Below are 26,557 nucleotides of genomic sequence, written 5' to 3' on the forward strand. Positions count from 1 at the left end.
CCGCGTCGCACGCGCCGTTCAGTGGCGTGCGCCGGCGTGCACCCTCAGAGCCCGGCCTCCGGCTCGTCGTCGTCGCGCCTGGGGCGCCAGCTCCAGGCGAGGATGTCGGACAACATTTCGCCAGTCAGCGGCTTGCGCAGGAAGCCGTCGAACCCGGCAGCGCGCGCTGCCGCTTCCGCCTCGGCATCCGCGCGCGCGGTGACGGCCACCATAGGCTGGACGAAGCCGTGCGCGCGCATCATGCCGGCCAATGCCAGGCCGTCGATGCCGGGCAGATCGAGATCGAGCAAAGCCAGATCGAAGCTTCGCGTGGCGATCTCAGACAACGCACCGAGGCCATGCATCACGTGGACGACTTCGTGCCCCTGTGACTGCAGAAGCCCTGCAATCACTTCGGAAATGGTCTGGTCATCTTCGACCAGCAGAATCTCCAGACCCACGGCGGACGTGATGCGTTCGAGCCCGCAATCGGACTGCGGAGGCGGCGGATCGTTGACGACCGGTAATGGCAGCACCACGCGGAACCGCGTCCCCTCGCCAAGCGTGCTCTCGACATCGATCTGGCCACCCATCGTGGCCGACAGTTCCTGGCTGATGGCGAGCCCCAGCCCGCTGCCGCCATAACGCGATGCGGTGCGCGCGCCTTCAGCCTGTTCGAACCGGCGGAACAGGCGCTCGCGCTGCTCGCTGCTGAGGCCGGGGCCCGTGTCGGTGACGACAAAACACAGCGCGCCGGATGGATCGACTTCCACGCGTAGACCGAGCTTGCCTATCTCGGTGAACTTGACCGCGTTGCCGAGCAGGTTGAGCAGGATCTGACGCACGCGCCCCGAATCGCCGAGTACCCATGCGGGGACGGCAGGATCGACGACCAGGTCGAAGCCAAGCGACTTCTGACGTGCCATCGGTGCGCACATCGCGACGACGTCCTGCACCAGCCGCGCGACCTCAAAAGGCTGCGGATCGAGATCGAGCCTGCCCGCCTCGATCCGCGCCAGATCGAGCGCATCGTTGACCAGCCGCATCAGGTGATCGCCTGCGCGGCGGATCGATTCGGCATAGCCGCGCTGGCGCGCATCCAGATCCGTATGGAGCAGCAGTTCGCTCATGCCGAGCACGCCGGTCATCGGCGTTCGGACCTCGTGGCCCAACGTGGCGAGAAACCGGGTTTTCGCGAGCGATGCCTGCTCGGCGAGGGTGCGCTTGTCCTCCGCGAGCTGCCAGGCATGACGTCGCTTGAGGCGGGTACGATAGGCAAGGGCCATCCACCACAGCACGAACGCCACCAGCAGCAGCAATGTCACCAACGCCCAGACCGTGCGCCACCACGGCGGCGCCTGGCGAATGCTCAAGGGCGGCAGCGCAGTCCATTCGCCATCTTCCGTACGCGCCTCCACATACAGGGTGTAGCGACCGGACTCAAGGCGTGGGAAGACACGCTCCGCTGTCGCATCTCCGTTCACCCACTCCGACTCGTAACCGTCGAGGCGGAAGCGATAGTGATGGGTATGCGCATCGGTGAAGGAGAGCAGACGGGCGACAACGCGAAGATCGCGGTCCCCGTGGCGCAGCTCGATCGGAGCGTCAGCGGACAATTCGACATTGTCGTCTTCGCGACGTATCTCCAGTGTTTCGACAACAAGCGAGACGGTGTGATCGCGTTGATGCACCAGCTCTGGGTGAAACAGAAGCAGACCCTCCGCGGTTCCGACCGCAAAATGTCCTGCTCGCGATACGCCGATCTGCTGCTCGCTGAACTCTTGGCTAGGCAGTCCATCCCGCAGTCCGTAGAGACGAACACGATTGGTTCCAGGCTCGAACCGCATCAGCCCACGCAAGGTGGTGACCCAGAGCACGCCGTTCTTATCGACAGCTACACCGCCCGGCGTTGCCAGCGGAATTCCAGCGTCCGTGCCGAAAGCGCGCAATAGACTGAATCCCGTTGTGGTCCAACGATAGGCTTCGAGGGTTCCTGTCCCTGCAAACCAGAATGTATTTCCATCTTGCCGCGCAATCGCGTGGACTGCCTGCCGCGGAGATCCGGGCACCAGCTCGAAGGCATCAGCAAGAGGATTCCAGCGGTAGACGCCACCCGTCGTACCGATCCAGATTCCGCCATCGGGTGCGCGGTCTACGTGCAGGGGACGCACCGACAGAGGGAGACCGCGGCCGTCGCCCGGCATGAACCAGTCGATCACCTTGCCTCTCAAGGTCCGCGTCTGGATGCCGAATTCATTTACGAACCACAGCGTCCCGTCCGCCTGTTCGACGATCGACCCGACTTCGCCAGCCAGCGCCGGATCTACATCACCCTCCTGGTACCAACGCTCTACTGATCCGTTTCTAGGATCGAAACGCGTGAGTTGACGTGAACAGCCAATCCAGACAGCGCCGTCGCTGGCCTCGTGGACACTTGCTGCGAAGCGCTGGCCACATACGGATGTCAATCGATGCTGGATGATCCCTGTTGCGGGATCGAGATGATCAAGCACACCCCCCGTACCGACCAGCCAGAGCCCGCCATCCGTGGCGGATGCAACGGCACGAACGAATGCGTTGGCGGACGATCCTGGATCCGTCAGCCGCCTCTGCATGATCGTGAAGTTGCGCCAGTTTGCCGGCAGGTACCACAACCCGGAATCGCTGCTTGCAAACCACAGCCCACCCTCACGATCTTCATATGCTGTCGTCCATGAAGGACGCACCGTACCGCGACTCGTAAGACTGAAAAGGGGTACGTCCTCGATCACGCCCCGGACTTCACGCGCGAGCCCAGCAGGACTGTCGAACCAGCGTCCTCCTTCGCGGTCTTCTACCAACATGTGAATGATCGGTCGTCCAGTGACCGGGTCGACTGCAGAGATTCGATCGATTTCTCCATTTGAACGGTGTATCAGGCCGCCGCTCGATGCACTGATCCACAGATCGCCTTGGGAATCGAACACGAGGCCATTTACGATTGCACCGATAGACTTCGGTGAGGTTGCTCGCTCGAAATCGTGCCCTGTCCAGTGGGCGTACCCATTCCTCGTGCCGATCCACAGCGTTCCATTTGGATCGAGCGTCAGATATCCGACCGAATCTGACGGAATACTCCGCGTGTCGGACGGGTCGGCAGAGAATACCTGTAACTCGCCATCCTCTGATAGCCGATAAAGGCCGGAGTCGGCGGTGCCGAACCAGACCGCGCCATCGGGAGTGGGCAACACCGACCATATCTCGTCACCGCGTATCTCCGGGTGGGTCTGAGTGTTGTAGTGGGTAAAGTTTGATCGATCTGCATCAAGTACAGACAGACCGCCCCGACTTGTGCCCACCCAGACCCTGTCATGCGCGTCTACGCGCACGGTCCACACGTAGTTGTCGCGCAATCCGTCCTCGACCCGCCAAACGCGGAATCCCAAGCCGTCGTAACGTGCCAAACCATCACGCGTTGCGATCCACAAGTAACCCTGCCGATCTTCAGCTAGGGCGTTCACACGATTGGACGGCAGTCCGTCGAGCACGCCGATCTGCCGCGGCTGTGGAATGCTTGCGGTGACCGCAGTGTCCTGCGCCCACACGGCGCCGGCCCACAGGCTGCACAGCCACCCCACTAGCATCATCCCTGCAAAACGCATCCCACTCCCCGAACCCGCTGCCGCGCGTTGGCCGCGCGTCCCGACCGGCATCCTCGCAACGCTGCGTTGCCACCGCAAGTTGCGCCGTACCGACGGCTCGCGCCTAGAATCGGCAAGCCCGCCCGTTCGGCGGCGATCCGGACCCTCCGATGCGACTGCGGTGCCAGCTCGTCCTCATATCCTTCCTGCTGCTCGGCACGTGCGCGCCCGCCTGGGCCGCACCTTCCCAGTACGCGCTGGACCCGGTCCATACCCGCGTGCAGTTCGCGATCGACCATGCCGGCTTTTCGAAGGCGATCGGCACGGTGTCGGGCAGCACCGGCACGATCGTGTTCGATCCCGACGACTGGAACTCCGCGCGCGTGGAGGTGTCGATCCCGATCGCGCGTATCGATCTGGGCGATGCGAAGTGGAACCAGGCGACGCTGGCGCGCAACCTGCTCGACGCAGAGCGGCATCCGGTCGCGACCTTCATCTCCACCCGGATCGAGCCGGTCGATGCGCAACACGCGATCGTGCATGGAGATCTGACCCTGCGCGGGGAAACCCGCGAGGTTGCGCTGCAGGTCGTGCTCAATGGCCTGAAGCGTCACCCGCTGCCGCCATTCCGTCGCACCGTGGGATTTTCCGCCACTGCAGCGCTGTCGCGCGCGGACTTCGGCATTGATGCCTGGAAGTCGGTGATCGGCGACGCGGTCGAACTGCGGCTCGAGGTGGAAGCCACACGCAGTCGTGGCAGTGCGGATGCCGGGGATGATTCGGATGCGCCGGACGACGCGCCCGATATCGACGCGTCCGCACCGGATACCCCCACTGAACAGACACCCGCAATGCCGCCCTCGGAGCAGCGCCCATGACCCTCCGCAACCCGCCCGATCGCTGGGGCGGCATCAGCCAGCTGCTGCACTGGCTGGTCGTAGCGCTGATCCTGACCACCGGCACTCTGGGGCTGGTGATGGGCGACATGCGCAACAGCCCGACCAAGATCGAGCTCTATGCCCTGCACAAGTCGCTTGGCCTGACGATTCTCGCGCTCGCCACGCTGCGACTGCTGTGGCGCCTGTACGCCGGCGCGCCGCGCCCGGTGCCCGGCCCGCGCTGGCAGGACCGGCTCGCCGTGCTCACGCACGGGTTGCTGTACGGCCTGCTGTTCGCGATCCCGCTCAGCGGTTGGACGTTCAATTCCGCCGCCGGCTATCCGTTGCAGTGGTTCAAGCTGTTCAACCTGCCGGCGCTGGTGTCGCGTGATGCGGATCTGCGCGAACTGGCCGGCAACGTGCACGAGTTGCTGTTCTGGACGCTGGTCAGCCTGGCCCTGCTGCACGCGGCGGCCGCGCTGTATCACCATGTCTTCCAGCGCGACGACACGTTGGCGCGCATGCTGCCGCGTGGCTGGCTGCGCCCCCGCACCCCGAATTCCTCTCTACAGGACTGATGCCATGCGCATGTGCCGCTCCCTCGCCCTCGGCGCCCTGACCACCGCACTCGCCCTGCCTGCCCTCGCCGCCGACTACGTGCAGGCGCCCGGCTCCTCGCTGGCCTTCGCCGGCAAGTACCAGGGCGAGACGTTCTCCGGCACCTTTCCAGGTTTCCGCACCACGGTCAGCTTCGATCCGGCGAATCTCGCCGCCGGCAGGCTGGCAGTGACCATTCCGGTCGCCAGCGCGACCACGCAGAATCCCGACTACGACGGCGAGATGCGCGGCAGCGCGTTCTTCGATGCCTCGAAATTTGCGCAGGCGACCTATACCGCGAGCGGCTTCCGCGATCTGGGCAATGGCCAGTACGCCGCCGACGGCACGCTGGAACTGCGCGGCGTGCGCAAGCCGGTCACCCTGACGTTCACCTGGACCGACGGCGCGCGCCCGCTGCTGTCGGGCCGGGCCACCGTGCGCCGGCTGGACTTCGGCGTGGGCGGCGGCGACTGGAGCGATACCGGCACGATTCCGAACGAGATTGCGGTCAGCACCCGGGTCTATCTGCAACCGGCGAAGTGAATCCGCGCGACGCGGTCAGCGGCGCAACCAGCGCCGCGCCGCATCGACATCGAAGGGCCAGTCGAGTTCGTGGCCGTCGAGCGCGTCGCGAAGCACCGGCACGCGCTCGCCATAGCGCGCTTCGAGGGTCGGCTCGTCGTCGATGAAGACGCTGTCGAACGCCGGCACGCCGGCGTGGGCGAGCACATCCAGTGCCAGATCACACAGGTGGCAGTCGTCGCGCTGGTACAGGATCAACGTCGGAGCGGTCATGTCGCGTCGCGGCAGGCCTGGATGCAGGCGCGGGCCGTAGAATAGCCCGATGGCAGTCAGCACTTTCGACCTCTACAAGATCGGCATCGGGCCGAGTTCCTCGCATACCGTCGGGCCGATGCGCGCGGGCGCGCGTTTCGTGCGCCGCTGGCTGGAAGTGCCGGGGCGGCTGGACGATGTCGCACGGGTGCGCGCCGAGGTCTTCGGCTCGCTGGCGCTGACCGGTCGCGGCCACGGCACCGACAAGGCCGTGATGATGGGCCTCGAAGGTCATATGCCGAACCAGATCGACCCGGACATCATTCCCGATGCGTTGATCCGCATCCGGGGCGAGAAGCGCATCCGGCTCGGCGGCACGCGTGAGATCGGCTTCGACGAAAAATCCGATCTGGTGATGAACAAGCGCCAGAAGCTGCCCTTCCACACCAATGGCATGCGCTTCACCGCCTACGACGCCGACGGCGTGGTGATCGCGACGCGCGACTACTACTCGGTGGGCGGCGGTTTCGTCGTCAACGAGGACGAGGCCGCCGAAGACCGCATCGTCGCCGACACCACCGACGTGCCCTACCCATTTTCGAGCGGCGACGAGCTGATCGCCCAGGCGAACACCCACGGCATCAGCATCGCGACATTGATGCTCGAGAACGAGAAGGTGTGGCGCAGCGAGGACGAGATCCGCGACGGCCTGCGCGAACTGTGGGCGGCGATGCAGTCCTGCGTCGCGCGCGGCATCCGCCAGACCGGCACCCTGCCCGGCGGTCTGCACGTCACCCGGCGCGCGCCGGCGCTGCATGCCGAACTCTCATCCAAGCCCGAAGCCGGCATGCGCGATCCGCTGACCGTGCTCGACTGGGTCAACCTCTACGCACTTGCAGTCAACGAAGAGAATGCAGCGGGCGGCCGCGTCGTCACCGCGCCGACCAATGGCGCGGCCGGCATCCTGCCTGCGGTGCTGCATTACTACGACCGCTTCTGCCCGAATTCCACCGAGCAGGGCATCTTCGACTTCCTGCTCACCGCGTCGGCCGTCGGCATCCTCTACAAGGAAAATGCCAGCATTTCAGGTGCAGAGGTCGGTTGCCAAGGCGAAGTGGGCGTGGCCTGTTCGATGGCCGCCGCCGGCCTGACCGCCGCGCTCGGCGGCACGCCGAGCCAGATCGAGAACGCGGCCGAGATCGGCATGGAGCACAACCTCGGCCTGACCTGCGACCCGATCGGCGGGCTGGTGCAGATTCCCTGCATCGAGCGCAACGCGATGGGCGCGGTCAAGGCGATCAATGCCTCGCGCATGGCTTTCCGCGGCGACGGCAAGCACAAGGTCAGCCTCGACAAGGTCATCAAGACCATGCGCGACACCGGCCGCGACATGCGCGACAAATACAAGGAAACCTCGCGCGGCGGTCTGGCGGTCAACGTCATCGAGTGTTGATCACGTGCGCGCCGTACTGCTGCCCGGCATGGATGGATCGGGCACGTTGCACGGCGAATTTGTTGCCGCGATGGCGCCCCGGTTCCAGGTAGAGACCGTGGCGTATCCGCCCGACCGGATCCTCAGCTACGCGCAACTCCAGGCGTTCGTCGTCGATCGTCTGCCCGGCGACGCACCGTTCCTGTTGATCGGCGAGTCCTTTTCCGGACCGATTGCGATCCGGATCGCGGCGGCGCGGCCGCCAAGCCTGATCGGACTCGTGCTGTGCGCGAGCTTCGCCGCCTCGCCGCGCCCGTGGCTGCGTCACCTGCAGCCGCTGCTCGGGTTGCCTTTGCCCAAGCCGCCGACCCGCATGCTGATGCCCGCGATGATGGACCGCTGGACCACGCGCGACTGGACCCGACGTGAGCAGCGCGCACTCGCCGACCTGCCCGCCGCAGTCGCCCGCGCCCGTCTCTCGGAGGTCCTGAAGGTCGATGCCACTGCCGAGCTGGCTCGCATCCGCGACCCGGTCCTCTATCTTCAGGCCAGTCACGACCGGCTGGTGCCGCGACGCTGCTGGCACGAGATCCACGCCCACCTGCCGCGCGCCACACGGGTTCGACTGCGCGGTCCGCATTTCCTGCTGCAACATCAGCCGGCACTTGCCGCACGCGCTGTACAGCGGCACTTCCCCGCAGCCGTCTGACACGCCCGGGTTGTCGCGCGACCGAACCCGAGGGCGACCCACATCCGGGTGATCCCGGTGCGGGTAGGCCCATGCCCCGTCGCGATGTGGTGCCGACACCGGCGAAACCGGCTGCAGCCGGATTCGCACGGCGGGGAACTGCAGCCGGATCAGGCCCTGATCGACATCGTGAGGCTGAACTGCCAGGGCACCGCGGGCTGGGCAACCGGCTCTGGATCGCGATGCGGATTGTCACTGCCCAGCGCCAGCCCACCGTTGAAGCTGATCGCCATCAGTCCGGTGAAGAACGAGAAGATCTCGGAGAAGTGGGCGAGGAAGTCGGGGCCACCGTTCTTCAGTTCGTCAGTTGCGAGAATGAAGGCCTGGTCGACGTTCTGGATGTTGCCGTTCTGGTCGACGGCGATGAACCCGCTGCCGTTTTCGTTCTCAAGCAACACGTTGCCGTCGCGCACCGCGGCGTCGAGCACGCGGCCGCCGCCGGCAAATTCCTGGAACGACAGGTCGCCGTAGGTGTTGCTGTCCACGCCGCTGATCTGCACGCCGTAGTCGCCGTCGGTGATCGTGACCACGGATGCCACCGTGGCACCGTCGCCGCCCTTGGCCCAGGGCGTGGTCTCGATCGTCACCTTGGTGCCGTCGTCGAGCTGGAAGGTGGTCTGGCCCCAGAAGTCGAACGCATGCTTGCCGTCGATCTCGACATGGGGATCGCCCCAGATGCGGTAGTTCTCGCCGGTGCCCTTGTTGAAGACGATGACCTCGTCGTTGTCGCCGGCGGTGATGCGGTAATTGTCGTTTTCGAACTGGACGCGGCCGTCGGCAGTGCGCTGGGTGCTGGCGGCGCTCTGCACGCTGGGCAACTGGCCGCTGATGCTGAGCGAGACGGAGATGCTGAGGTTGTCGGTCATGGAATGGCCCCTGGCTGGATGAAAACTGAATGACGCTATTCCAGCGCGTGGGCCTTGGGGACAACACCGGGGCGCACCCGATCTAGGGTTTGCCCCAGTCGCAAGGTCCGATCCTGCGTCTCCGGTCACCCCACCTGCGCGTGGGTGATTGCCAGCACGTCGTCCAGCAGCGCCGCAGCCGTAACCTCCGCGCCTGCGCCCGGGCCCTGGATCACCAGCGGCTGCGCGCTGTAGCGATCGCTATGGATCGCCACCCGGTTGTCGGTGCCGCTGCCCGCGCAGAGCGGATGCCCGATCGGCAATGCCCGCAGGCCCACGCGCGCGCCGTCGGCATCGAAACGTCCGACGAAACAGAGCCGCTCTCCGTTCGCGGCCGCCTCTCCGCGACGTGCGTCGAGTGGCCCGTCCAGCGCGCCCAGCGCCTGATCGACGTCCATATCCGCAGCGCGTGCGAGCACTTCTGGCACCAGCGATTCCACGACGACCTCATGCGCCGGCAACGCGATGCCCGCCGCCCGCGCGAGAATCAGCAGCTTGCGGCGCACGTCCTCGCCCGACAGGTCGACGCGCGGGTCGGGTTCGGTGTAGCCCGCCGCGCTCGCCGCGCGCACCAGCGCAGAGAACGGACGGCTGCCGTCGTAATGCGAGAACAACCAAGCCAGCGAACCCGATAGCACGCCTTCGATTGCATGGATGCGGTCGCCGCCGTCGATCAGCGCGCGCAGGCTACGCAGCAGCGGCAGGCCCGCGCCGACCGTGGCGCTGTCGCCGTAGCGGCCACCGTTCGCGCGCGCATCGCCGATCGACAAGGCCCGCCCCAGATCGCCGCCGGTACCGAGCTTGTTCGCAGTGACCACGTGCACGCCACGGGCCAGCCATTCGGGATGCCAGTCGGCGACGGTTTCGCTGGCGGTGGCGTCGACGATGATGTCGCCCGGCTTCGGGCTTTCGCCTTCGGCCCACGGGGGAAATCCACCGCGTCGGCGCGCCGCGGCGCGGGCCTGCGCGAGCGCGGCGGGCAGATCGTCGCCGCCGAGCACCTGGGTGCGCGAATTGCACAGCCACGCGACCTCCGGAAGCGTGACGCCCTGCGTGGCGAGTCGCGCGTAGCGTTCAACGAACGCCGAACCGACGGTGCCGGTACCGAGCAGCGCCAGACGCGCGGGCCGTGGCTGCGCGCGACGCCCCTGCCGAAGTTGCACGACGGTACTCATGCTTCGATGCCTGCGCGGGACGGGCGCGTGGCTGCGTCCAGTACGGTCGCGGCACGGGCGAGCCCGGCCTCGATGTCGATCAGCAGATCATCCAGCGCCTCGATGCCGACCGACAGTCGCAGCAGGCCGTCGGAGATGCCGGCCGCAGCGCGCGCCGCCGGCGTCATCGCCGCATGCGTCATCGTCGCCGGATGCGCGATCAGGCTTTCCACGCCGCCGAGCGATTCGGCCAGCGTGAACTGGCGCAGGCCGTCGACGAATGCGCGCACCACGTCGTCCTGCGCAACGCCGGGCGCACCGGCAAGTTCGAAGGACAGCATTGCGCCGAAGCCGGTCTGCTGACGCGCGGCGATCGCGTGCCCCGGATGATCGACCAGACCCGGATAGTGGACGCGCGCGACCGCCGGATGCGCGTCGAGCAGCGCGACCACGCCGGCGGTGTTCTCCTGATGCACGCGCAGGCGCGCATCCAGCGTGCGCAGGCCGCGCAGGGTCAGGAAGCTGTCGAACGGCGAGCCGGTGATACCCAGCGCATTCGCCCACCACGCGAGCTGCGCGTGCAGCTCGGCGTCGCGCGCGATGACCGCGCCGCCGACCACGTCGCTGTGGCCGTTGATGTACTTGGTCGTCGAATGCAGCACGACATCGGCGCCGAATTCGATCGGCCGCTGCAGCGCCGGCGACAGGAAGGTGTTGTCGACCACCACCAGCGCGCCGGCGCGGTGCGCGGCGTCGATGACGAAGCGCAGGTCGGTGATGCGCAGCAGCGGGTTCGATGGCGTCTCCACCAGCACCAGCTTCGGCTGCGTGGCCAGCGCGTCGGCCAGTGCGCGTGGATCGGTGAGATCGGCGGTCACCAGCTCGAAGTGGCCCTTGCGTGCCAGTGCGTCGAACAGGCGCCAGCTGCCACCGTAAGCATCATGTGGCACGACCAGCCGATCGCCCGGCTCGAGCAGCGCATTGAGCACCAGCGTGATCGCGGCCATGCCGGTGGACGTGACCACGCCGCCCGCACCGCCTTCGAGTTCGGCCAGCGCTTCGCCGAGCAGATCACGCGTGGGATTGCCGCTGCGGGTGTAGTCGTACTGCCGCTTCTCGCCGAAGCCGGCGAAGCTGAAGTTGCTCGACAGCACGATCGGCGGTGTCACCGCGCCATAGGCCGGATCGCGATCGATGCCGGCGCGCACGGCACGGGTTGCGGGCTGACAGGCGGCGTCGGTCGTGGCGTGGATGCTCATGCTTGGTCTCCGGATGTGGGGGCACGCAGCGCGGTGGCGAGCAGCGCATCGATGCGGTCGGTTTCTTTGAGGAAGGCGTCGTGGCCATAGGGCGAACGCAGCACGCGCAGCTGGCCGCTCGGGCCCAGCCCTTCGAGTAGGGCCACTGCATCGGCGAGCGGGACCAGGCGGTCGCCTTCGACGGCGATCACCGTGGTCGGCACGCGGATGTCACGCGGATCGACGCGGTGCAGGTCGATGGATTCGGACAGGCGCAGCCAAGCGGTGAGCGGCGTGCGTGAGACGTAGCGCGCGCCGGCGGCGTCGAGATAGTCCTCGGCGGCGACACGTACGCGGCCATTGACGATTTCGGGCGCGGCGTCGAAGCGCTCGGCGAATTCTTCCGGCGTGCGGTAGCTGAGCATCGCAAACTGGCGCGCCAGCGACAGGCTCTGTGCATCGGCGCACTGCAACTGGCCCAGCGCAACGACCTGCCGCTGCAGCGCGCGCCAGGCGGCCGCATACGGATGCGCGCGATGCGCACCACTGACCGCGACCAGTCGCTGCACACGGCTCGCGTGGCGCGCCGCGAACTGCAGGCCCACCAGCGCGCCGTAGGAATAGCCGACGAACGCATGCAGACGTGCGATGCCCAGCGCGTCGAGCAGCGCGGCGATTGCATCGGCCTGGTCGGTGGTGTCGATCGGCGCATCGAGTGCGCCATCGGCGCCGACGAAATCGAAGGCCAGCAGACGCAGCTGCGATGGATCGAGCGTGCGCCCCGGTGCGACCAGACTGTCGAGCCAGCCGGCTTCGGCATGTGCGGCGTTCGCGGCCAGATGGCGATGCGCGGAGATCCCGCCGGCGACGAACACCACCGGCGCCGATGCCGGTCCCTGCAGCTGATACCGCAGCGTGACCTGACGCATGCCGGCATGCCGGGTGGCGAGCTGCACATCGAGGCTGCCGCGGGTGACGGCGTGCGCGATCGGCGCATCGGCAGCAAACGCGTGCACGTACGCCGCATCGGGCGTGGGGTCGGGGCGGTAAGCGGTGGTGTCGACGAGACTCATGGCACGGGATTCCGGATGGGCTGGGCCATCGCGTCTTGCGGGAATCACCGGAAGTCGCCTCTCGGCGGAACACAACACCGGCGCGAACGCCGATACGGCATCACCATCTTCCGGTGGACACTCAGGTCCCCGCAGGACTTGGCACCGCGATGGACGCCGCGCGATGCGCGGATCCCATCAGGTTGCCCCGGCATCAAAGGGCCTGCCCCTCCGCCGGTCTCGATGGATGGGCGCAGGTTGCCAGCCGCTTTCCAGAAAGTCAATCTCTTCATCCGGATGCAGCGATGAATAATTTCGGCTGTAACTTGCGATGCAGTGCGGCTGCGCTTCGGCATAATTCCGCAATGCGCATTGCCTTCCTGTTCGCGGCCGCCCTGCTGGCCGGCTGCACCGCGGCTCCCCAGCGGCCCACACACCCGTCTGGCGACGCCACGTCCGAAGGCGCAACCGCCGAGCAGGCCGTCATTGCCGAGGCCTGGCGATCGTCCGCGCACGCCGATGACGAGTTCGATTCGCTGGCCACCTGGCCGACGCCGGATGGCGGTACCTGGCTGATCGCGACGGCCAAGCGCGCGCACCAGTTGCGGATCTTCGATGCCGACACTGGCGCGATGCTGCGCACCGTCGGTGCCCACGGGGCCATGCCCGGCAAGTTCGACCGGCCCAATGGCATCGCCGTGCACGGCGATCTGGTGTTCGTCGTCGAGCGCGACAACCACCGTGTGCAGGTGTTCTCGCTTCCGGATTTCAGGCCGCTCGCCGCGTTCGGTGCCGGCGAACTCCGCAGTCCATACGGGCTATGGGTGCATGAGACCGCGCCGGACATCGTGGAGGTCTACGTCACCGACAGCTTCATGGAGGGCGCCGACCACAGACAGGTGCCCGACTTCGCCAGCCTCGACCAGCGCGTGCGCCGTTTCAGATTCGAGGCGCACGATGGCGCCTCGCCGAAGGTCACCGCACTCGGCGCCTTCGGCGCCACGGATCCGCAGACCGCGCTGCGCATCGTCGAGTCCATCGCCGGGGATGCGGCCTACGACCAGTTGCTGATCGCCGACGAAGACCTGCGCCACAACGCGACCGTGCACGTCTACACGCTCGACGGTGCCTACACCGGTCGCGCACCGCCGGCGGGCACGTTCAAAGCCGAGCCGGAGGGCATCGCGCTGTGGTCATGCGGGGTCGACAGCGGCTACTGGATCGTTTCGGACCAGTTGCGGCCGCGCACCGTGTTCCGGGTATTCGATCGGGGCCAGCTGACGCCGGCCGGGAGCTTCGTCGGCGCCCGCGTCGCCGCGACCGATGGCATCACCCTGCATGCATCCCCCACCGCGCGCTTCCCCGCCGGCGCCTTGTTCGCAGTCGACGACGATGCTGCCGTGGTCGCATTCGATCTGCGCGACGTGGTGACCGCGCTGCAGCTCGATCCCGATTGCCGCTGAACCAGCAGATGCGCCGGGCGCGATGGCATGTGACGCTGGCGCTGTCGGCGATGTGGGCAGCGGGCGCCGTGCAGGTCCAGGCGCAGACGCCATCGAGCGGCCCCTGGACGGACGCGGCCACAGCGCAGTCCGCAGCTGCGCCTGTCCCGACGGCCATCTGGAAGTCCGCCCCGCGCGTCGCGCTCGAACTGCGTGCGCGCTTCGGCAGTGCCGAGGCGATCGCAGTGAACCAGCTTGCCGGACCTGTCGAAGTGACCTTGCTGGCAGAAGGCGCTCCACCGGTTGCAATGCCCCCGCTGCCCGCCCGCGCGACCGTGCCCGCCGGCGGCCGCGTGGTCGTTGCGCAGCTGCGCGATGGCGCTGCAGGCACACGCCTATCGCTGGTCGCGGTTCCGGGCCTGCCCGTCGCGCGCGTCCGCAATGTCGAATACCTCTATCCCCTGCGCGATGCACCGCTACAGATCGCCCAGGGCTACGGCGGCGGATTCAGCCATGCGGATGCGGAGAACCGCCACGCCGTGGATTTCGCGGTCACGCCCGGCACGCCGGTGCTGGCCGCGCGCGATGGTGTGGTGATGCAGGTCGAATCCGACGCGACCGCGCGCCTGGACCCGCGTACTGCGTTCGACCCTGCCGACGACCGCGTCCGCGGCAACTTCATCCGCCTGCTCCATGACGACGGCACGATGGCGCTCTATGCCCACCTGCAACAGGGCGGCGTGGTCGTCGCGCCCGGCGCGCGCGTGCTGCGCGGCACGATCATCGGCTTCTCCGGCAACACCGGCCTGAGCGCCGCGCCGCATCTGCATTTCGTCGTTCAGGCCAACCGCGGCATGCGGCTTGAATCGTTGCCGTTCCGGATGCTTGGACCCGACGGCCCGCTGCGCTTCGGACAGGTGCAGACAGACCCGGCGCCAGCGGCGCCCTGAGCCTGCGCTACGGCGGCGTATAATCGCCGGCTTCCCGTTTCCAGACTGCGCACACCCGCGCGGCCGACCGCATGTCCGATATCGCCTCCGAAAGCTCCCGCCGCCGTACGTTCGCGATCATTTCGCATCCCGATGCCGGCAAGACCACGCTGACCGAAAAGCTGCTGTTGTTCGGCGGTGCGATCCAGATGGCCGGCTCGGTCAAGGGCCGCAAGGCCGCGCGTCACGCGACGTCCGACTGGATGGCGCTGGAGAAGGAGCGCGGCATCTCGGTGACCAGCTCCGTGATGCAGTTCCCCTACGAGGGGCGCGTCGTCAACCTGCTCGACACGCCCGGCCACGCCGACTTCGGCGAGGACACCTATCGGGTGCTGACCGCGGTCGACAGTGCGCTGATGGTCATCGACGTGGCCAAGGGCGTCGAGGAACGCACGATCAAACTGATGGAAGTCTGCCGGCTGCGTGACACGCCGATCATGACCTTCATCAACAAGCTCGACCGCGAGGGCAAGGACCCGATCGACCTGCTCGACGAGGTCGAGACAGTGCTCGGCATCCAGTGCGCGCCGGTGACCTGGCCGATCGGCATGGGCCAGCGCCTGAAGGGCGTGGTGCACCTGGTGACCGGCGAAGTGCATCTCTACGAGCCGGGCCGCAACTTCACCCGCCAGGATTCGACGATCTTCCCGTCGATCGATGCGCCAGGCCTGGCCGCGAAGATCGGCGAGAAGATGCTGGCCGACCTGCGCGACGAACTCGAACTCGTCCAGGGCGCCAGCCATCCCTTCGATCTCGAGGCCTACCGCGCCGGCAAGCAGACGCCGGTGTTCTTCGGCTCGGGCGTCAACAACTTCGGCGTGCAGCCGCTGCTGGATTTCTTCGTCGAACACGCGCCGCCGCCGCAGGTGCGCGAGACCACGACGCGCAAGGTCGCGCCGCAGGAAGACAAGCTCACCGGCTTCGTGTTCAAGATCCAGGCGAACATGGACCCGATGCACCGCGACCGCGTGGCGTTCATGCGGGTGTGCTCAGGTCGCTTCGAAGCGGGCATGAAGACCTTCCACCCGCGCACCGGCAAACCACTCAAGCTCGCCAATGCGCTGACCTTCATGGCCAGTGATCGCGAGATCGCCGCCGAGGCGTATCCGGGGGATGTGATCGGCATCCACAACCACGGCACGATCTCGATCGGTGACACCTTCACCGAGGGTGAGAACATCGCCTTCACCGGCATCCCGAATTTCGCGCCGGAACTGTTCCGCCGCGCGCGCCTGCGCGATCCGCTGAAGCTCAAGCAGCTGCAGAAAGGTCTGGCGCAGCTGTCGGAAGAAGGCGCGACGCAGTTCTTCAAGCCACTGATGAGCAACGATCTGATCCTCGGCGCGGTCGGCGTGCTGCAGTTCGACGTCGTCGCTTACCGGCTGAAGGACGAATATGGTGTGGATGCGAGTTTCGAGCCGGTGCAGGTCAACACCGCGCGCTGGATCCGCTGCAAGGACGCGAAAACGCTCGAGGCATTCCGCGACAAGCACGCGATGAACCTGGCCCTCGACGCCGCCGACCAGCTGGTCTATCTGGCGCCGACGCGGGTGAACCTGCAACTGGCCCAGGAGCGCGCGGAGGGCGTCGACTTCCTTGCCACGCGTGAGCATGCGCATGCGGTGTCGGTCGACTGATCCCCACCTCTGACAGTTCACAGGCGCGCGGTCATACTTCGCCGCAGTCCACCCCCCCATCCGGACGTCGATGACCACCGCCCCGCCCCGCTCGCTGCGCGCGAAGCGTGAAGAATTCGCCAGCGCCCTGACCCACGGTCTCGGCGCGACCGCCGCGCTGGCCGGCGGCGCCGTCCTGATCACCCTTGCGGCGCTGTACGGCAACGGCTGGCAGCTGGGCGCCTCGATCGTGTTCGGTGTCTCGCTGCTGCTGCTGTATCTGGCGTCCACGCTGTATCACGCAGTCGAACATCCGGTGGTCAAGGGCCGCCTGAAGGTGTTCGACCATTGCGCGATCTACCTGCTGATCGCCGGCACCTACACGCCTTTCACGCTGATCGGCCTGCGCGGCACGCTGGGGTGGTGGCTGTTCGGCATCATCTGGACGCTGGCGCTCGCCGGCGTGGTGTTCAAGCTGTTCTACACCGGCCGCTTCCGCGGCCTGTCGACCGCGATCTACGTCGCGATGGGCTGGCTGGTGGTGATCGCGATCGGCCCCGTCGCCGCCGCGCTCGACAGCTGGACCCTGAGCTGGATCATCGCCGGCGGCGTGTTCTACACGCTCGGCACCTTCTTCTACATGCGTGATTCGATTCCGTATGCGCATGCGATCTGGCACCTGTTCTGCATTGGCGGCAGCGTCTGCCACTACGTCGCGGTGCTGGCCCAGGTCGTGCCGGCACGTTGATCCCCGAGGCGCGCTTCTCGACAATCGAACCTTCGTTGTCTACGCCGGAGCCCCGCATGCGATCCGTCCAGATGCTGTCCGCACTCGCCGCCGTCACGCTGGCGGCCTGTTCCGCAGAGCCGCCGGCACAGCCCGCGCCGGCCGCCGCGCCCAGCCCGCCGCCCGCCGTGCCCGCGCCAACACCTGAAACCGTGACCTCGACCTACGACTGCCCGAGCGCCGGTGTCGTCGAGATCATTCGCGAGGGGCGCTTCGCCCGCCTGCGCATGACCGATGGCCGCATCGTCAATCTCGGCGTGATCCGTGGCAGCCAGCCACCGGTGTGGTCCGAAGTCGGCCTGCGTTTTGTCACCACTGACGACGGCGCAGAACTCGCGCAGGACAATGGTCGTACCGTGGTCTGCAGCGAAGTGGCCCCGCCCGCCGCGGATGCTGGGGCCGCACGCTAGCCCACCACGCCAGGGGACATTCACCCGCAGTTGACCGCAGCGCGTCGATGGTGCCGAAGCACAGGCCTCCTATGACGACCACGCCCCCACCTTCCGCATCGCCGCGTTCGCGCTTCCAGCGACTGACATCGTCACGCCCGCTGCGCGTGGTCGCCCTCGTGCTGCTGGTCGCGATCGTATTGCTGGTGCTGCTCTGGGACTGGAACTGGTTCAAGGGCCCGGTCGAACGCATCGTCGAAGCACGCACCGGGCGCACGCTGGTGATCGGCGGCGATCTCGACGTCGATCTGGGCCGCACCACGACTGTCCGCGCCGACGCATTGCGGTTCTCGAATGCGGACTGGTCCGACTCGCAGACCATGGCCTCGGTCGAGCGGCTGGAGATCCAGGTCGAGGTGTTCCCGCTGCTGTTCAAGCGGCAGGTGCGACTGCCTGAAATCCGGCTCGTGAAGCCGATCCTGCGTCTGGAGACCAACCCCGAAGGCGGCAGCGGCAACTGGGACATCGCGTTCGGCGATGGGGGCGAGGGACCTTCGCCGCAGATCCGACGGCTGTGGGTCGAAGACGGACGACTGCGCTATCTCGATGCACCTGGTGGAACCGACATCGATGTGCGGCTGGCGAGTCGCGAATCGCGACGCGACGCGGATGCCGCCCCCGCGATCGGAATCGAAGGTGGCGGCACCTGGACGCAGAATCCGTTCACGCTCGAAGGCGTGGCCGAATCGCCGCTGGCGCTGCAGGACACCGACAAGCCTTACCGCATCGATCTGCGTGCGCGCGCCGGCGCAACCCGCGCGCACGTCCGCGGCTCCCTCATCGCCCCGTTCCAGCTGCGCGACTTCGACCTGCAGTTCGCATTATCTGGCCGTAACCTCGCCGACCTGTTTCCACTCGTCGGCGTCGCACTGCCTGACACGCCGCCCTACGCACTCGATGGCCGCCTCACACGCGACGCCACGACCTGGCACTACGACGGCTTCACCGGCAAGGTCGGCCAGAGCGATCTCGGCGGTTCTGCCGCGATCACGCTCGGCGGCGAACGCCCGTTCCTGAAGGCCGACCTGGTCTCCAAACGTCTCGACTTCGACGATCTTGCAGGCTTCATCGGCGGCACGCCGGACGCGGAAGGTGACGCCCTGGATCCCGAACTCGTCGAACGCGAACGCGCGCTCGCGGCGAAGGGACGCGTGCTGCCGGACACGCCCTACGATCTCGCGAAGCTGCGCTCGATGGATGCCGACGTGCGCCTGCGCGCGCAGCGCATCAATGCGCCGAAGCTGCCGATCGACGACATGGATGCGCATCTGAAGCTCGACGCCGGCCTGCTGCAGCTCGATCCGCTGAACTTCGGCATGGCCGGCGGCAACATCCGGTCCACCGTCCGGCTCGATGCGCGCCAGGACGTCATCCAGACCCGTCTTCAGGCCTCCGTGCGTCGCATCAGTCTGGGCGGGCTGTTCCCACCCGACACGCTGGCCGGCGATGCGGTCGGACGGATCGGCGGCGACTTCACTCTCGTGGGCACCGGCAACTCGGTCGCTGCGATGCTCGGCAGCGCGAACGGTGACGTCGCCATCGGCATGGGCGCCGGGCGCGTCAGTAATCTGCTGGTGGAACTGGCCGGTATCGACATCTACGAGACGCTGAAGTACCTGATCGGCAAGGACAAGCAGATTCCGGTGCGTTGTGCGTTTGCGGACTTCGGCGTGCAGCGTGGTGTGATGGAAACGCGTGCGTTTGCGTTCGACACCACCGACACCATCATCCTCGGCGAAGGCACGATCAATCTGCGCGAAGAGCAACTGGACCTGCTGCTGCGACCGCGCCCCAAGGACCGCAGCATTCTTGCGCTGCGTACGCCGTTGACGATCGGCGGCACGTTCGCTTCGCCGAGTTTCCGCCCGGACCTCGCCAGACTCGGCCTGCGTGGCGCGATTGCACTGGCCCTCGGCTCGATCGCACCGCCAGCGGCGCTGCTGGCCACGCTTGAACTCGGCGGGGGCGAAGACAGCGGCTGCGGCGGGGCCTACGCGAAATAGGCGATCAAACGTCTGCCGGTGTCTGCATTGCGCCAGGCCCCGGCGCGGGCTGCCAGGCACTGACGAGATAGAGCGGACGCTGTTTGGATTCCTCGTACAGCCGCCCCAGGTATTCGCCGATCACGCCCAGCGCGACCAGCTGCACCGCGCCCAGGAACAGGATCACCGCCATCATCGTCGGCCAACCCGCAACGCGGTCTCCATACATCCAGGCCTTTCCGATCACGTAGAGCGCGAATGCGATCGCCCCGCACGCGGTGAACACGCCGACATAAGTCGCCAGGCGCAAGGGCGCGGTCGAAAAGCTCGTCACGCCGTCCAGCGCGAAATTCCACAGGCGCCAGAACCCGAACTTCGTGTCTCCCGCGATACGCCGCTCGCGCGCATACGGTACGGCGATGCGGTTGAATCCGATCCAGCCGAAGAGTCCCTTCATGAAACGATGCCGCTCGCGCAACTGGCGCAGCGCATCGAGCGCGCGCGGCGACAGCAGGCGGTAGTCGCCCGTGTCAGTCGGCACCGGCGTCTTCGCCAGACGCTGGATCACCCGGTAGAACAGATGCGCGGTCGATCGCTTGAGCCAGCTTTCGCCCTCGCGGCTCATGCGCGTACCGTGCACGTCGTCATAGCCGTCGCGCCAGTGCGCAACGAACTGCGGAATCAGTTCCGGTGGATCCTGCCCATCGGCATCGAGGATCATCGCCGCGCCCTCGGTCACCATATCCAGCCCTGCGGTCAGCGCGACTTCCTTGCCGAAATTGCGCGACAGCCGCAGCAGCGCCACGCGCGCGTCGCCTGCCGCGATGCCCTGCAGCACCTGCCAGGTCGCATCACCACTGCCGTCGTCGACATACAGCACACGTGTTTCGATGCCATCTGCGGCGAGCGTCTCCATCACCGCGGCGATGCGCGGATGCAGGACCGGTAGCGCATGGGCCTCGTCGAACGCGGCGATGACGATGGTCAGTCGATCGTGCGCGCTCACTTGAGCGTCTCCAGATACGACTCGCCGCCGATCTGGCGCGCGTTACGCTGGATCCACTGCGCCCGTCTCTGCACGTAAGGCCCGGGGCGTGAGGCGCTGTAACGCTGCGGACTCGGCAGCACCGCCGCCAGTCGCGCGCTCTCACCTGCGTTCAACTGGCCCGCATCCTTGCCGAAATGGCGTTTCGCCGCGGCCTGCGCGCCGTAGATGCCATCGCCGAACTCGGCCACGTTGACGTAGACCTCGAGGATCCGCGTCTTCGGCCACAGCGTTTCCATCAGCAGTGTGTAGTAAGCCTCCAGTCCCTTGCGCACCCAGCTGCGTCCGCCCCACAGAAACAGGTTCTTCGCGGTCTGCTGGCTGATCGTGCTGGCGCCGCGCATGCGTCCGCCGCTCGCGTTGTGTGCGCGCGCCTGCTCGATCGCGTCCAGATCGAATCCGCGGTGCTTGGCGAAATTCTGGTCCTCGGCCGCGATCACCGAGACCGGCAGCGAAGACGCGATGCGATCCAGATCACGCCATTGGTAATACAGGAAAAAATCGCGCTCTCCGCCGATCCAGGCCTCGGCCTGCCGGATCGCCATGAAGCTCGAAAACGGCGGATCGATGAAACGCAGCGCCAGCACCTGCAACACCGGCAGCACGGCGAGCAGGACGCCCAGCCACAACAGCCGGCGCAGCCAGCGACGGGCGAACGAAGGGCGTGCTTGCGGGACGGCAGTGCCGTCCCCATGTCGGAGAGCCGGTTGTTCCATGGCGGCCACTCTATCGGTCGCCCTCGACGCCGCCAATCGAAATCCCATCGCGAGCCGATATGACCGACACCGCTCAGCCCGACAGCGACCGCCTGTCCCGCTTCCTGCTGAAGACCGCCGGCGTACGCGGCGTGCGCGTCCATCTGCGCGAGGCCTGGCAGGCCGTGCGCGCGAACGGGCCCTACCCGCCGGCGATCGAAGAGATGCTGGGCGAAGCCTGCGTGGCGTCGGCACTGTTTACCGGTCACGCCAAGGTCGACGGCCGCCTGTCGGTGCAACTGCGCGCGCCGGGCCCGATGCGCACTCTGTTCGCCGAATGCACGGCCGCCGGTACGATCCGCGGCATCGCCCGGTTCGACGGAGACGGCGCGGACGTCTCCCGCGATCTGCGCGTGCTCGGTGACGACGCGCTGCTGGCGATCACGATCGAAAACCCCTCGCCGCATCGCGAGCCCAACCGCTATCAGGGTCTGGTGGCGCTGACGGCCGAGTCGCTATCAGGCGCGTTCGAGGACTATTTCCGCCAGTCCGAACAGTTGCCCACGCGCGTGTTGTTGACGGTCGACGGCGACGAAGCCGCCGGCCTGATGCTGCAGAAGCTGCCGGGCGACGAAGGTGACGGCGACGGCTGGAATCGCGCCAGCCTACTGTTTGACACTTTGTCGACGGCGGAACTGCTTCGATGGCCCACCGAGACGCTGCTTTCGCGACTGTTTCCGGAAGACGCGCCGCAGTTGCTCGGGGAACGGCCACTGGCGTTCGGCTGCTCCTGCTCACGGGGACGCGTGGAAGAAATGCTGGTGTCGCTCGGGGCCGAAGAGGCCCGCGCGTCGGTCGTCGACGGGGAGGCCCAAGTGATCTGCGAGTTCTGTGGGCAGAACTACCGATTCAGCGCCGAGGAGATCGATCGGTTGCTCGAAACGCCCGAGGCCGATGTAGAAGTGTCGGATCGGTTGCAGTAACGCGATCCAGGCCTCGAAGGCTGATTGTTAAAGAAATATAAATGTTCTAGAGTTCTGGCTCGACGATAGGGGAACTTCCGGGCGGAGCCCGGGTCACAACCGCCATGCGATTGCCTGTCACACGCCTTGTACTTGCCCTCGGCCTCGCCCTCACGGCGGCCGCGGGCGCGGCCGCGCAGGAAAAACGCAACCAGACCGTGTTGCCGGTGCTCGACACGTCCGGCAAGGTCGAGGCCTTCCTGGTCCTCGAACCCACCACAGCCAGCCAGTCGAGCCGCCGCTGGCGCTTCGGTGAAAGCCAGTTCGACGCCGCATTCGGACTCGAATCCGGCAGTTCCCTGGCTTTGCTCTGCAGTCCGGGAAGCAGCTTCAACGGTGCGGTCAGCAGCCTGGCGCGCAACTGTCAGCTGGCTTCGGTCGGCGACAACACGCCAGGCGCCCGACGCGCCAGCGCCACGGCGAGCATGACGCGCCCCGGCAGCGGCATCGGCCTGACACTTGGCGAAGGCCGCGACACGCTGCCCGGTTTCCTCAGCCCCTCGCGCGCCGGATCGGCAGGACAGGTGGATCTCAACGATCTGACCGTCTTCGCGAAAAAGGACATCGGTGACGATGCCTACGTGTCACTGGCCGGCACGCTGGCCAAGGCGACGCTGATCCCGACCTCGGCAGCGCCTGCCACGCTCAGCGACCACTGGACCAGCCGCAGCCTCAGCGTCGGCGGCGGCATCGGCCGCTTCAGTGCCAACATTGTCGGCCAGGTCGTCGACACCCCCGGCCTCCCGAAATGGGAGGGCGTGGGCCTCGGTGTCAGCTGGCGCACCCCGTGGAGCGGCCAGCTCACGGTCGGCGCCGACAACGTGATCACGCGCGGCAAGAACCCGTTCTCGAAGATGGCTGAGAACGCGGACGACGAGGGTGCGGTGCCGTATATCCGGTACCAGCAGGATCTCTGATCCGGTCTGCTCACTCTCGCGTCACTCCCTCCGTTACTCGCACTCTGGCATCGCGTGATCCGCAATGCCAGGCGCAGCGCGTTAGCGAATCGCGCCCTCCTACATCGACTTCACGCGGCTCGGATCTTTTCTTAACGCCTCTTTAATTTTTCTCTGCGCCTCGCTAGTATCGAAGAGTGGTTTGCCGTTTTTGGCGTCTAGCTTGACGACACGGTAGATCTCGCCGGGGATTTCCTACGACTCACTGGAGAGAGAGATGATTTTGAAGACTAACAAGCTGCGGGATGCGATCACGTTCGCACTCATCGCGGGGATGACCAGCATCGCCGGCACCGGGGTTGCTCTTGCCCAGGATGCGCCAGCGTCGACGAGCGCCACCGAGCTCGACACGATCACGGTTACCGGCTCACGCATCAAAAGCCAGACGTTCACCGCCTCTAGCCCAATTACAGAGATCAGCGGAGAAGACTTCACCCAGTACGGCGCAACGACGGTCGAGGATCTGGTCAACCAGTCACCACAAGTCGATCTGAGCTTCGACAACTTCGAGAACAACGGTTCCTACGGCCATGCCACCATTTCGATGCGCAACCTGGGCCCCGAGCGCACGCTGACCTTGGTCAACGGGCGTCGCCTGCCTGCCAGCCGTAATGAAGTCACTGACCCGTCCATCGTCCCGGCAGCCCTCATCAGGCGCGTCGACATCCTGTCCGGCGGTGCTTCGGCCATTTACGGCGCGGACGCTGTGGCTGGCGTGGTCAACTTCGTTCTGGACGACAAGTTTGAAGGCGTCAGCCTCAACCTCGGCTACTCCGCCTACCAGCACAACAATGACAATCGGGAGATACAGGCGCTCAACGAGGCGGCCGGCTTTGACTATCCAACAGGAGGTTCCGGCTTTGACGGCATCAGCCGCAATGCGGACCTCATTGTGGGCGGCAGCTTTGCCGACAACAGGGGTCATGCGGTGGGCTGGTTGACGTGGCGCGAAAATGACCCGCTGTACCAGGCCCAACGTGACTACTCGACCTGCGCCGTATCTGCGACCTCTCGCGCCTGCGGCGGCTCCGGCACTGCAAACCCCGGCCGATTCACGGTCAACCGGTATGGACCGGTGCTCAATCCGGAAACCGGCGAGTTTGAAAACGGTGTGATTCCATGGCCGACCGGCACAAATGCCAATTACGTCTACAACGGTAGCGGCTACGAAAACGGCAGCTATCTGTACAACTACGCGCCGGTGAACTTCTACCAGCGCCCTGACAAACGTACGACTGCAGGCTTCATGGCGAGCTATGAGGTCAACCAGTACTTCGAGCCCTATATCGAGGCGCTTTTCCTTGAGCGCAGTTCTGATCAGCAAATTGCGGAATCGGGAGCTTTCGGCGTGCCGGTCATCGTGGGTTGCGACAACCCGCTGATCGGCAGCCTGTGCGCCGACGCCGGCGTCACAACGGATCAGGCGCAGGTGACGCTGTGGAAGCGCAACGTGGAAGGTGGCCCGCGCATCCATCTCAGCGATGACACCACCCACCGCATTACTGCCGGCGTGAGGGGCTCCCTCTTCGACTCGTCCTGGACTTACGACGTGTCAGTGCTGTCTGGCAAGACCAAGACCATCGATATCGGCAAAAACGACTTCCTGAACACCAGCATTGCCGCAGCCGCATTGGGTTGCATTGACCCCACCTATGGCACTTTCGCGGGTTGCACGCTGTACGACATCTGGAACGACAACATCTCTCCTGAAGCTGCCGCCGCGATGGCCGGCACGAGCTTCAGCATCTACAAGACAAGTTACCGCTCATTGTCCGCGGAAGCGAACGGCTACATCGGTTGGGGCTTCCCGAGCGCGGATGGTGAGGAGATCGGCCTAGCCCTCGGCATGGAGCGGCGCGACTACTCGTATAACACCGAGTACGACGGCGATTCTGCCGCAGGTAACTTTGCCGGTGCAGGTGCGGCGAATCTGCCGGTGAATGCATCCAATACTGTGAACGACTTCTTTCTGGAAGCCGCCCTACCGATGTTCGTAGGTCAAGGTGCGTTCAACCGTCTGGATGCGTCGCTCGGCTTCCGTTATTCGGACGACGACACCTCCGGGAACTACGAGACCTACAAGGCAGGCCTGAGCAGCACGTTTTGGGACAACAAGCTGCTGGTTCGCGCCGGATACAACCGCGCCGTGCGTGCGCCCAGCCTGAACGACCTGTATTACACGCAGCGCATCGCGCTGGACGGTGAAGTGGATTACTGCGCCGGCCCCGTAGCGAGCCTGGACTACACGGCAGAGCAGTGCGCGCGGACAGGGGTACCGATTTCGGCCTATGGCAACGTACCCGTCAACCCGGCAGAGCAGTACTTCGGCCTGGTCGGCGGCAACCCTAACCTTGAACCGGAAGTGGCCGACACCTACACCGTGGGTTTCGCTATCGAACCGATCGAGAACCTGAACCTGGCTCTAGACTGGTACAGCGTGAAGATCGAGGGCGCGATCGACGGTATCGGCAACGAGACCATCCAGAGGCTCTGCCTGGAGTCCAACCAGTATTGCGACCTGATCCGGCGAGATGCACGCGCTGGCCAATATGACCTGTGGATCGGACAAGCGTCGGATCCTCTGGCGGGCCACATCATCAACCTGCCTGACAACATCGGCGTGTATAAGCGTTCTGGCCTCGACCTCAGCGCGAGTTACTCTTTCAGCGTTGGGCCGGGCCGCTTGAGCACCAGCCTCGCAGGCAACTATGTGCTGAAGGAGTTTACTCAGCCGCTGGAGTCGGAACCAAGCACCGCTTACGAGTGCCAGGGCTTGATCAACAACGATTGCGGCAACTCACCCAGGTGGCGTCACATCGCCTCGGCGAACTATGCTTGGGATCGCTACTCCGCGGGTCTGCGCTGGCGCTACATCAGCGGTACTGACTACAAGGATGTGAACGGCAACGCGTTGAGCAGCAACATTTGGGTTGGTGATGGCGTTCCCTCTTACAACTATCTCGACCTGAATGGCAGCGTGAGCGTTGGACAGGCTGTCGTGTCCCTGGGCGTCAACAATGTGCTCGACAAAGAACCGCCTTTTGTAGGTTCTGCTAGCTTCGCCGCCAATGCAAACGCAGTCGGTGGTTATGACCAGGTCGGTCGGTACATCTTCGGCAGCGTCTCGCTGAAGTTCTGACCCCCGACAAGTGCCATTAAAAAGCGGCGGGCTTCGACCCGCCGCTTTTTTTATGGTG

General features: G+C 66.0%; 22 protein-coding genes and 1 riboswitch. Of the genes, 14 read left to right on the forward strand and 8 right to left on the reverse strand.

Features of this window, described 5'->3' with window-relative positions:
• Positions 1 to 44: 44 nt before the first annotated feature.
• Positions 45 to 3,620, reverse strand: a complete 3,576-nt coding sequence (locus tag J2X52_RS08125) for a two-component regulator propeller domain-containing protein (RefSeq protein ID WP_310151340.1) — start codon at positions 3,618 to 3,620, stop codon at positions 45 to 47.
• A 149-nt stretch (positions 3,621 to 3,769) separates the two neighbouring features.
• Between J2X52_RS08125 and J2X52_RS08130 the strand changes: the two genes are divergently transcribed.
• Genes J2X52_RS08130 through J2X52_RS08140 form a run of 3 tightly spaced genes read left to right on the forward strand, consistent with a single transcriptional unit; the run spans position 3,770 to position 5,617 of the window.
• The gene (locus J2X52_RS08130) at positions 3,770 to 4,477 is read left to right on the forward strand and encodes a YceI family protein (protein ID WP_310151343.1); all 708 of its coding nucleotides are present in this window, start codon (positions 3,770 to 3,772) and stop codon (positions 4,475 to 4,477) included.
• Positions 4,474 to 5,055 carry a cytochrome b gene (locus tag J2X52_RS08135; RefSeq protein WP_310151346.1) on the forward strand — a complete coding sequence of 194 codons (582 nt, stop codon included), beginning with the start codon at positions 4,474 to 4,476 and terminating at the stop codon, positions 5,053 to 5,055. The genes J2X52_RS08130 and J2X52_RS08135 overlap by 4 nt, the downstream gene beginning before the upstream one ends.
• Before the next feature lie 4 nt (positions 5,056 to 5,059).
• Positions 5,060 to 5,617, forward strand: a complete 558-nt coding sequence (locus tag J2X52_RS08140) for a YceI family protein (protein ID WP_310151349.1) — start codon at positions 5,060 to 5,062, stop codon at positions 5,615 to 5,617.
• 15 nt (positions 5,618 to 5,632) lie between these two features.
• Here J2X52_RS08140 and J2X52_RS08145 read toward each other — a convergent pair whose 3' ends face one another.
• Positions 5,633 to 5,869 (reverse strand): glutaredoxin family protein, encoded by a 237-nt coding sequence (locus J2X52_RS08145; RefSeq protein ID WP_310151353.1) that lies wholly within the window; start codon positions 5,867 to 5,869, stop codon positions 5,633 to 5,635.
• A gap of 49 nt (positions 5,870 to 5,918) precedes the next feature.
• Here J2X52_RS08145 and J2X52_RS08150 point away from each other — a divergent pair, with 49 nt between their 5' ends.
• Both J2X52_RS08150 and J2X52_RS08155 read left to right on the forward strand, forming a co-directional pair.
• Positions 5,919 to 7,301, forward strand: coding sequence for an L-serine ammonia-lyase (locus J2X52_RS08150; protein ID WP_310151356.1), 1,383 nt, complete (start codon positions 5,919 to 5,921; stop codon positions 7,299 to 7,301).
• A gap of 4 nt (positions 7,302 to 7,305) precedes the next feature.
• Complete coding sequence (locus J2X52_RS08155) at positions 7,306 to 7,989, forward strand: alpha/beta fold hydrolase (protein WP_310151359.1); 684 nt, start codon at positions 7,306 to 7,308, stop codon at positions 7,987 to 7,989.
• A 149-nt stretch (positions 7,990 to 8,138) separates the two neighbouring features.
• On the opposite strand, the gene J2X52_RS08160 is transcribed toward J2X52_RS08155, so the two are convergent.
• From J2X52_RS08160 to J2X52_RS08175, 4 genes are all read right to left on the reverse strand, one after another.
• Positions 8,139 to 8,894: a DUF1521 domain-containing protein gene (locus J2X52_RS08160; RefSeq protein ID WP_310151362.1), complete on the reverse strand. Its 756-nt coding sequence runs from the start codon at positions 8,892 to 8,894 to the stop codon at positions 8,139 to 8,141.
• 125 nt (positions 8,895 to 9,019) lie between these two features.
• A complete protein-coding gene (locus tag J2X52_RS08165; protein ID WP_310151364.1) occupies positions 9,020 to 10,108 on the reverse strand; it encodes a homoserine dehydrogenase in 1,089 nt (362 codons plus the stop codon).
• Positions 10,105 to 11,346 carry an O-succinylhomoserine (thiol)-lyase gene (locus J2X52_RS08170; protein WP_310151366.1) on the reverse strand — a complete coding sequence of 414 codons (1,242 nt, stop codon included), beginning with the start codon at positions 11,344 to 11,346 and terminating at the stop codon, positions 10,105 to 10,107. Before J2X52_RS08170 ends, J2X52_RS08165 begins: the two co-directional genes overlap by 4 nt.
• On the reverse strand, positions 11,343 to 12,398 hold the full coding sequence (locus tag J2X52_RS08175; protein ID WP_310151369.1) for a homoserine O-succinyltransferase: 1,056 nt from the start codon (positions 12,396 to 12,398) through the stop codon (positions 11,343 to 11,345). The genes J2X52_RS08170 and J2X52_RS08175 overlap by 4 nt, the downstream gene beginning before the upstream one ends.
• Before the next feature lie 100 nt (positions 12,399 to 12,498).
• Positions 12,499 to 12,627: riboswitch (SAM riboswitch) on the reverse strand.
• Between the two features lie 115 nt (positions 12,628 to 12,742).
• Here J2X52_RS08175 and J2X52_RS08180 point away from each other — a divergent pair.
• The 6 genes from J2X52_RS08180 (at position 12,743) to J2X52_RS08205 (ending at position 19,663) form a co-directional block, all read left to right on the forward strand.
• Positions 12,743 to 13,840, forward strand: a complete 1,098-nt coding sequence (locus tag J2X52_RS08180) for a phytase (protein ID WP_310151374.1) — start codon at positions 12,743 to 12,745, stop codon at positions 13,838 to 13,840.
• Positions 13,841 to 13,848: 8 nt separating this feature from the next.
• Positions 13,849 to 14,769, forward strand: a complete 921-nt coding sequence (locus J2X52_RS08185) for a M23 family metallopeptidase (RefSeq protein ID WP_310151377.1) — start codon at positions 13,849 to 13,851, stop codon at positions 14,767 to 14,769.
• Positions 14,770 to 14,840: 71 nt separating this feature from the next.
• A complete protein-coding gene (locus J2X52_RS08190) occupies positions 14,841 to 16,445 on the forward strand; it encodes a peptide chain release factor 3 (protein ID WP_310151380.1) in 1,605 nt (534 codons plus the stop codon).
• Between the two features lie 70 nt (positions 16,446 to 16,515).
• Positions 16,516 to 17,172 (forward strand): hemolysin III family protein, encoded by a 657-nt coding sequence (locus tag J2X52_RS08195; RefSeq protein WP_310151382.1) that lies wholly within the window; start codon positions 16,516 to 16,518, stop codon positions 17,170 to 17,172.
• Positions 17,173 to 17,228: 56 nt separating this feature from the next.
• Positions 17,229 to 17,621, forward strand: coding sequence for a hypothetical protein (locus J2X52_RS08200; protein WP_310151385.1), 393 nt, complete (start codon positions 17,229 to 17,231; stop codon positions 17,619 to 17,621).
• Positions 17,622 to 17,692: 71 nt separating this feature from the next.
• A complete protein-coding gene (locus tag J2X52_RS08205) occupies positions 17,693 to 19,663 on the forward strand; it encodes an AsmA family protein (protein WP_310151388.1) in 1,971 nt (656 codons plus the stop codon).
• Between the two features lie 4 nt (positions 19,664 to 19,667).
• Here J2X52_RS08205 and J2X52_RS08210 read toward each other — a convergent pair whose 3' ends face one another.
• Together J2X52_RS08210 and mtgA are read right to left on the reverse strand one after the other, a co-directional pair.
• The gene (locus tag J2X52_RS08210; RefSeq protein WP_310151391.1) at positions 19,668 to 20,648 is read right to left on the reverse strand and encodes a glycosyltransferase family 2 protein; all 981 of its coding nucleotides are present in this window, start codon (positions 20,646 to 20,648) and stop codon (positions 19,668 to 19,670) included.
• Positions 20,645 to 21,403 (reverse strand): monofunctional biosynthetic peptidoglycan transglycosylase, encoded by a 759-nt coding sequence (gene mtgA / locus J2X52_RS08215; RefSeq protein WP_310151394.1) that lies wholly within the window; start codon positions 21,401 to 21,403, stop codon positions 20,645 to 20,647. Before mtgA ends, J2X52_RS08210 begins: the two co-directional genes overlap by 4 nt.
• 59 nt (positions 21,404 to 21,462) lie before the next feature.
• Here mtgA and J2X52_RS08220 point away from each other — a divergent pair, with 59 nt between their 5' ends.
• From J2X52_RS08220 to J2X52_RS08230, 3 genes are all read left to right on the forward strand, one after another.
• Positions 21,463 to 22,365 (forward strand): Hsp33 family molecular chaperone HslO, encoded by a 903-nt coding sequence (locus J2X52_RS08220; protein ID WP_310151396.1) that lies wholly within the window; start codon positions 21,463 to 21,465, stop codon positions 22,363 to 22,365.
• Positions 22,366 to 22,469: 104 nt separating this feature from the next.
• The gene (locus J2X52_RS08225) at positions 22,470 to 23,321 is read left to right on the forward strand and encodes a hypothetical protein (protein WP_310151399.1); all 852 of its coding nucleotides are present in this window, start codon (positions 22,470 to 22,472) and stop codon (positions 23,319 to 23,321) included.
• 256 nt (positions 23,322 to 23,577) lie between these two features.
• A complete protein-coding gene (locus tag J2X52_RS08230) occupies positions 23,578 to 26,499 on the forward strand; it encodes a TonB-dependent receptor (RefSeq protein WP_310151402.1) in 2,922 nt (973 codons plus the stop codon).
• The last annotated feature ends 58 nt before the right edge of the window (positions 26,500 to 26,557 follow it).

The sequence above is a fragment of the Luteimonas sp. 3794 genome, from assembly GCF_031456825.1.
In the GTDB taxonomy this organism is placed as follows: Bacteria; Pseudomonadota; Gammaproteobacteria; order Xanthomonadales; family Xanthomonadaceae; genus Luteimonas.

Excerpts from the sequence above, each read along its gene's own strand:
- J2X52_RS08170 (WP_310151366.1), bottom strand. The coding sequence starts at position 11,346 with ATGAGCATCCACGCCACGACCGACGCCGCCTGTCAGCCCGCAACCCGT.
- J2X52_RS08150 (WP_310151356.1), top strand. The coding sequence starts at position 5,919 with ATGGCAGTCAGCACTTTCGACCTCTACAAGATCGGCATCGGGCCGAGT.
- J2X52_RS08225 (WP_310151399.1), top strand. The coding sequence starts at position 22,470 with ATGCGATTGCCTGTCACACGCCTTGTACTTGCCCTCGGCCTCGCCCTC.
- J2X52_RS08140 (WP_310151349.1), top strand. The coding sequence starts at position 5,060 with ATGCGCATGTGCCGCTCCCTCGCCCTCGGCGCCCTGACCACCGCACTC.
- J2X52_RS08160 (WP_310151362.1), bottom strand. The coding sequence starts at position 8,894 with ATGACCGACAACCTCAGCATCTCCGTCTCGCTCAGCATCAGCGGCCAG.
- J2X52_RS08130 (WP_310151343.1), top strand. The coding sequence starts at position 3,770 with ATGCGACTGCGGTGCCAGCTCGTCCTCATATCCTTCCTGCTGCTCGGC.
- J2X52_RS08180 (WP_310151374.1), top strand. The coding sequence starts at position 12,743 with ATGCGCATTGCCTTCCTGTTCGCGGCCGCCCTGCTGGCCGGCTGCACC.
- J2X52_RS08135 (WP_310151346.1), top strand. The coding sequence starts at position 4,474 with ATGACCCTCCGCAACCCGCCCGATCGCTGGGGCGGCATCAGCCAGCTG.
- J2X52_RS08220 (WP_310151396.1), top strand. The coding sequence starts at position 21,463 with ATGACCGACACCGCTCAGCCCGACAGCGACCGCCTGTCCCGCTTCCTG.
- J2X52_RS08230 (WP_310151402.1), top strand. The coding sequence starts at position 23,578 with ATGATTTTGAAGACTAACAAGCTGCGGGATGCGATCACGTTCGCACTC.
- J2X52_RS08185 (WP_310151377.1), top strand. The coding sequence starts at position 13,849 with ATGCGCCGGGCGCGATGGCATGTGACGCTGGCGCTGTCGGCGATGTGG.
- J2X52_RS08195 (WP_310151382.1), top strand. The coding sequence starts at position 16,516 with ATGACCACCGCCCCGCCCCGCTCGCTGCGCGCGAAGCGTGAAGAATTC.
- J2X52_RS08200 (WP_310151385.1), top strand. The coding sequence starts at position 17,229 with ATGCGATCCGTCCAGATGCTGTCCGCACTCGCCGCCGTCACGCTGGCG.
- J2X52_RS08125 (WP_310151340.1), bottom strand. The coding sequence starts at position 3,620 with ATGCGTTTTGCAGGGATGATGCTAGTGGGGTGGCTGTGCAGCCTGTGG.
- J2X52_RS08205 (WP_310151388.1), top strand. The coding sequence starts at position 17,693 with ATGACGACCACGCCCCCACCTTCCGCATCGCCGCGTTCGCGCTTCCAG.
- mtgA (WP_310151394.1), bottom strand. The coding sequence starts at position 21,403 with ATGGAACAACCGGCTCTCCGACATGGGGACGGCACTGCCGTCCCGCAA.
- J2X52_RS08175 (WP_310151369.1), bottom strand. The coding sequence starts at position 12,398 with ATGAGTCTCGTCGACACCACCGCTTACCGCCCCGACCCCACGCCCGAT.
- J2X52_RS08190 (WP_310151380.1), top strand. The coding sequence starts at position 14,841 with ATGTCCGATATCGCCTCCGAAAGCTCCCGCCGCCGTACGTTCGCGATC.
- J2X52_RS08145 (WP_310151353.1), bottom strand. The coding sequence starts at position 5,869 with ATGACCGCTCCGACGTTGATCCTGTACCAGCGCGACGACTGCCACCTG.
- J2X52_RS08165 (WP_310151364.1), bottom strand. The coding sequence starts at position 10,108 with ATGAGTACCGTCGTGCAACTTCGGCAGGGGCGTCGCGCGCAGCCACGG.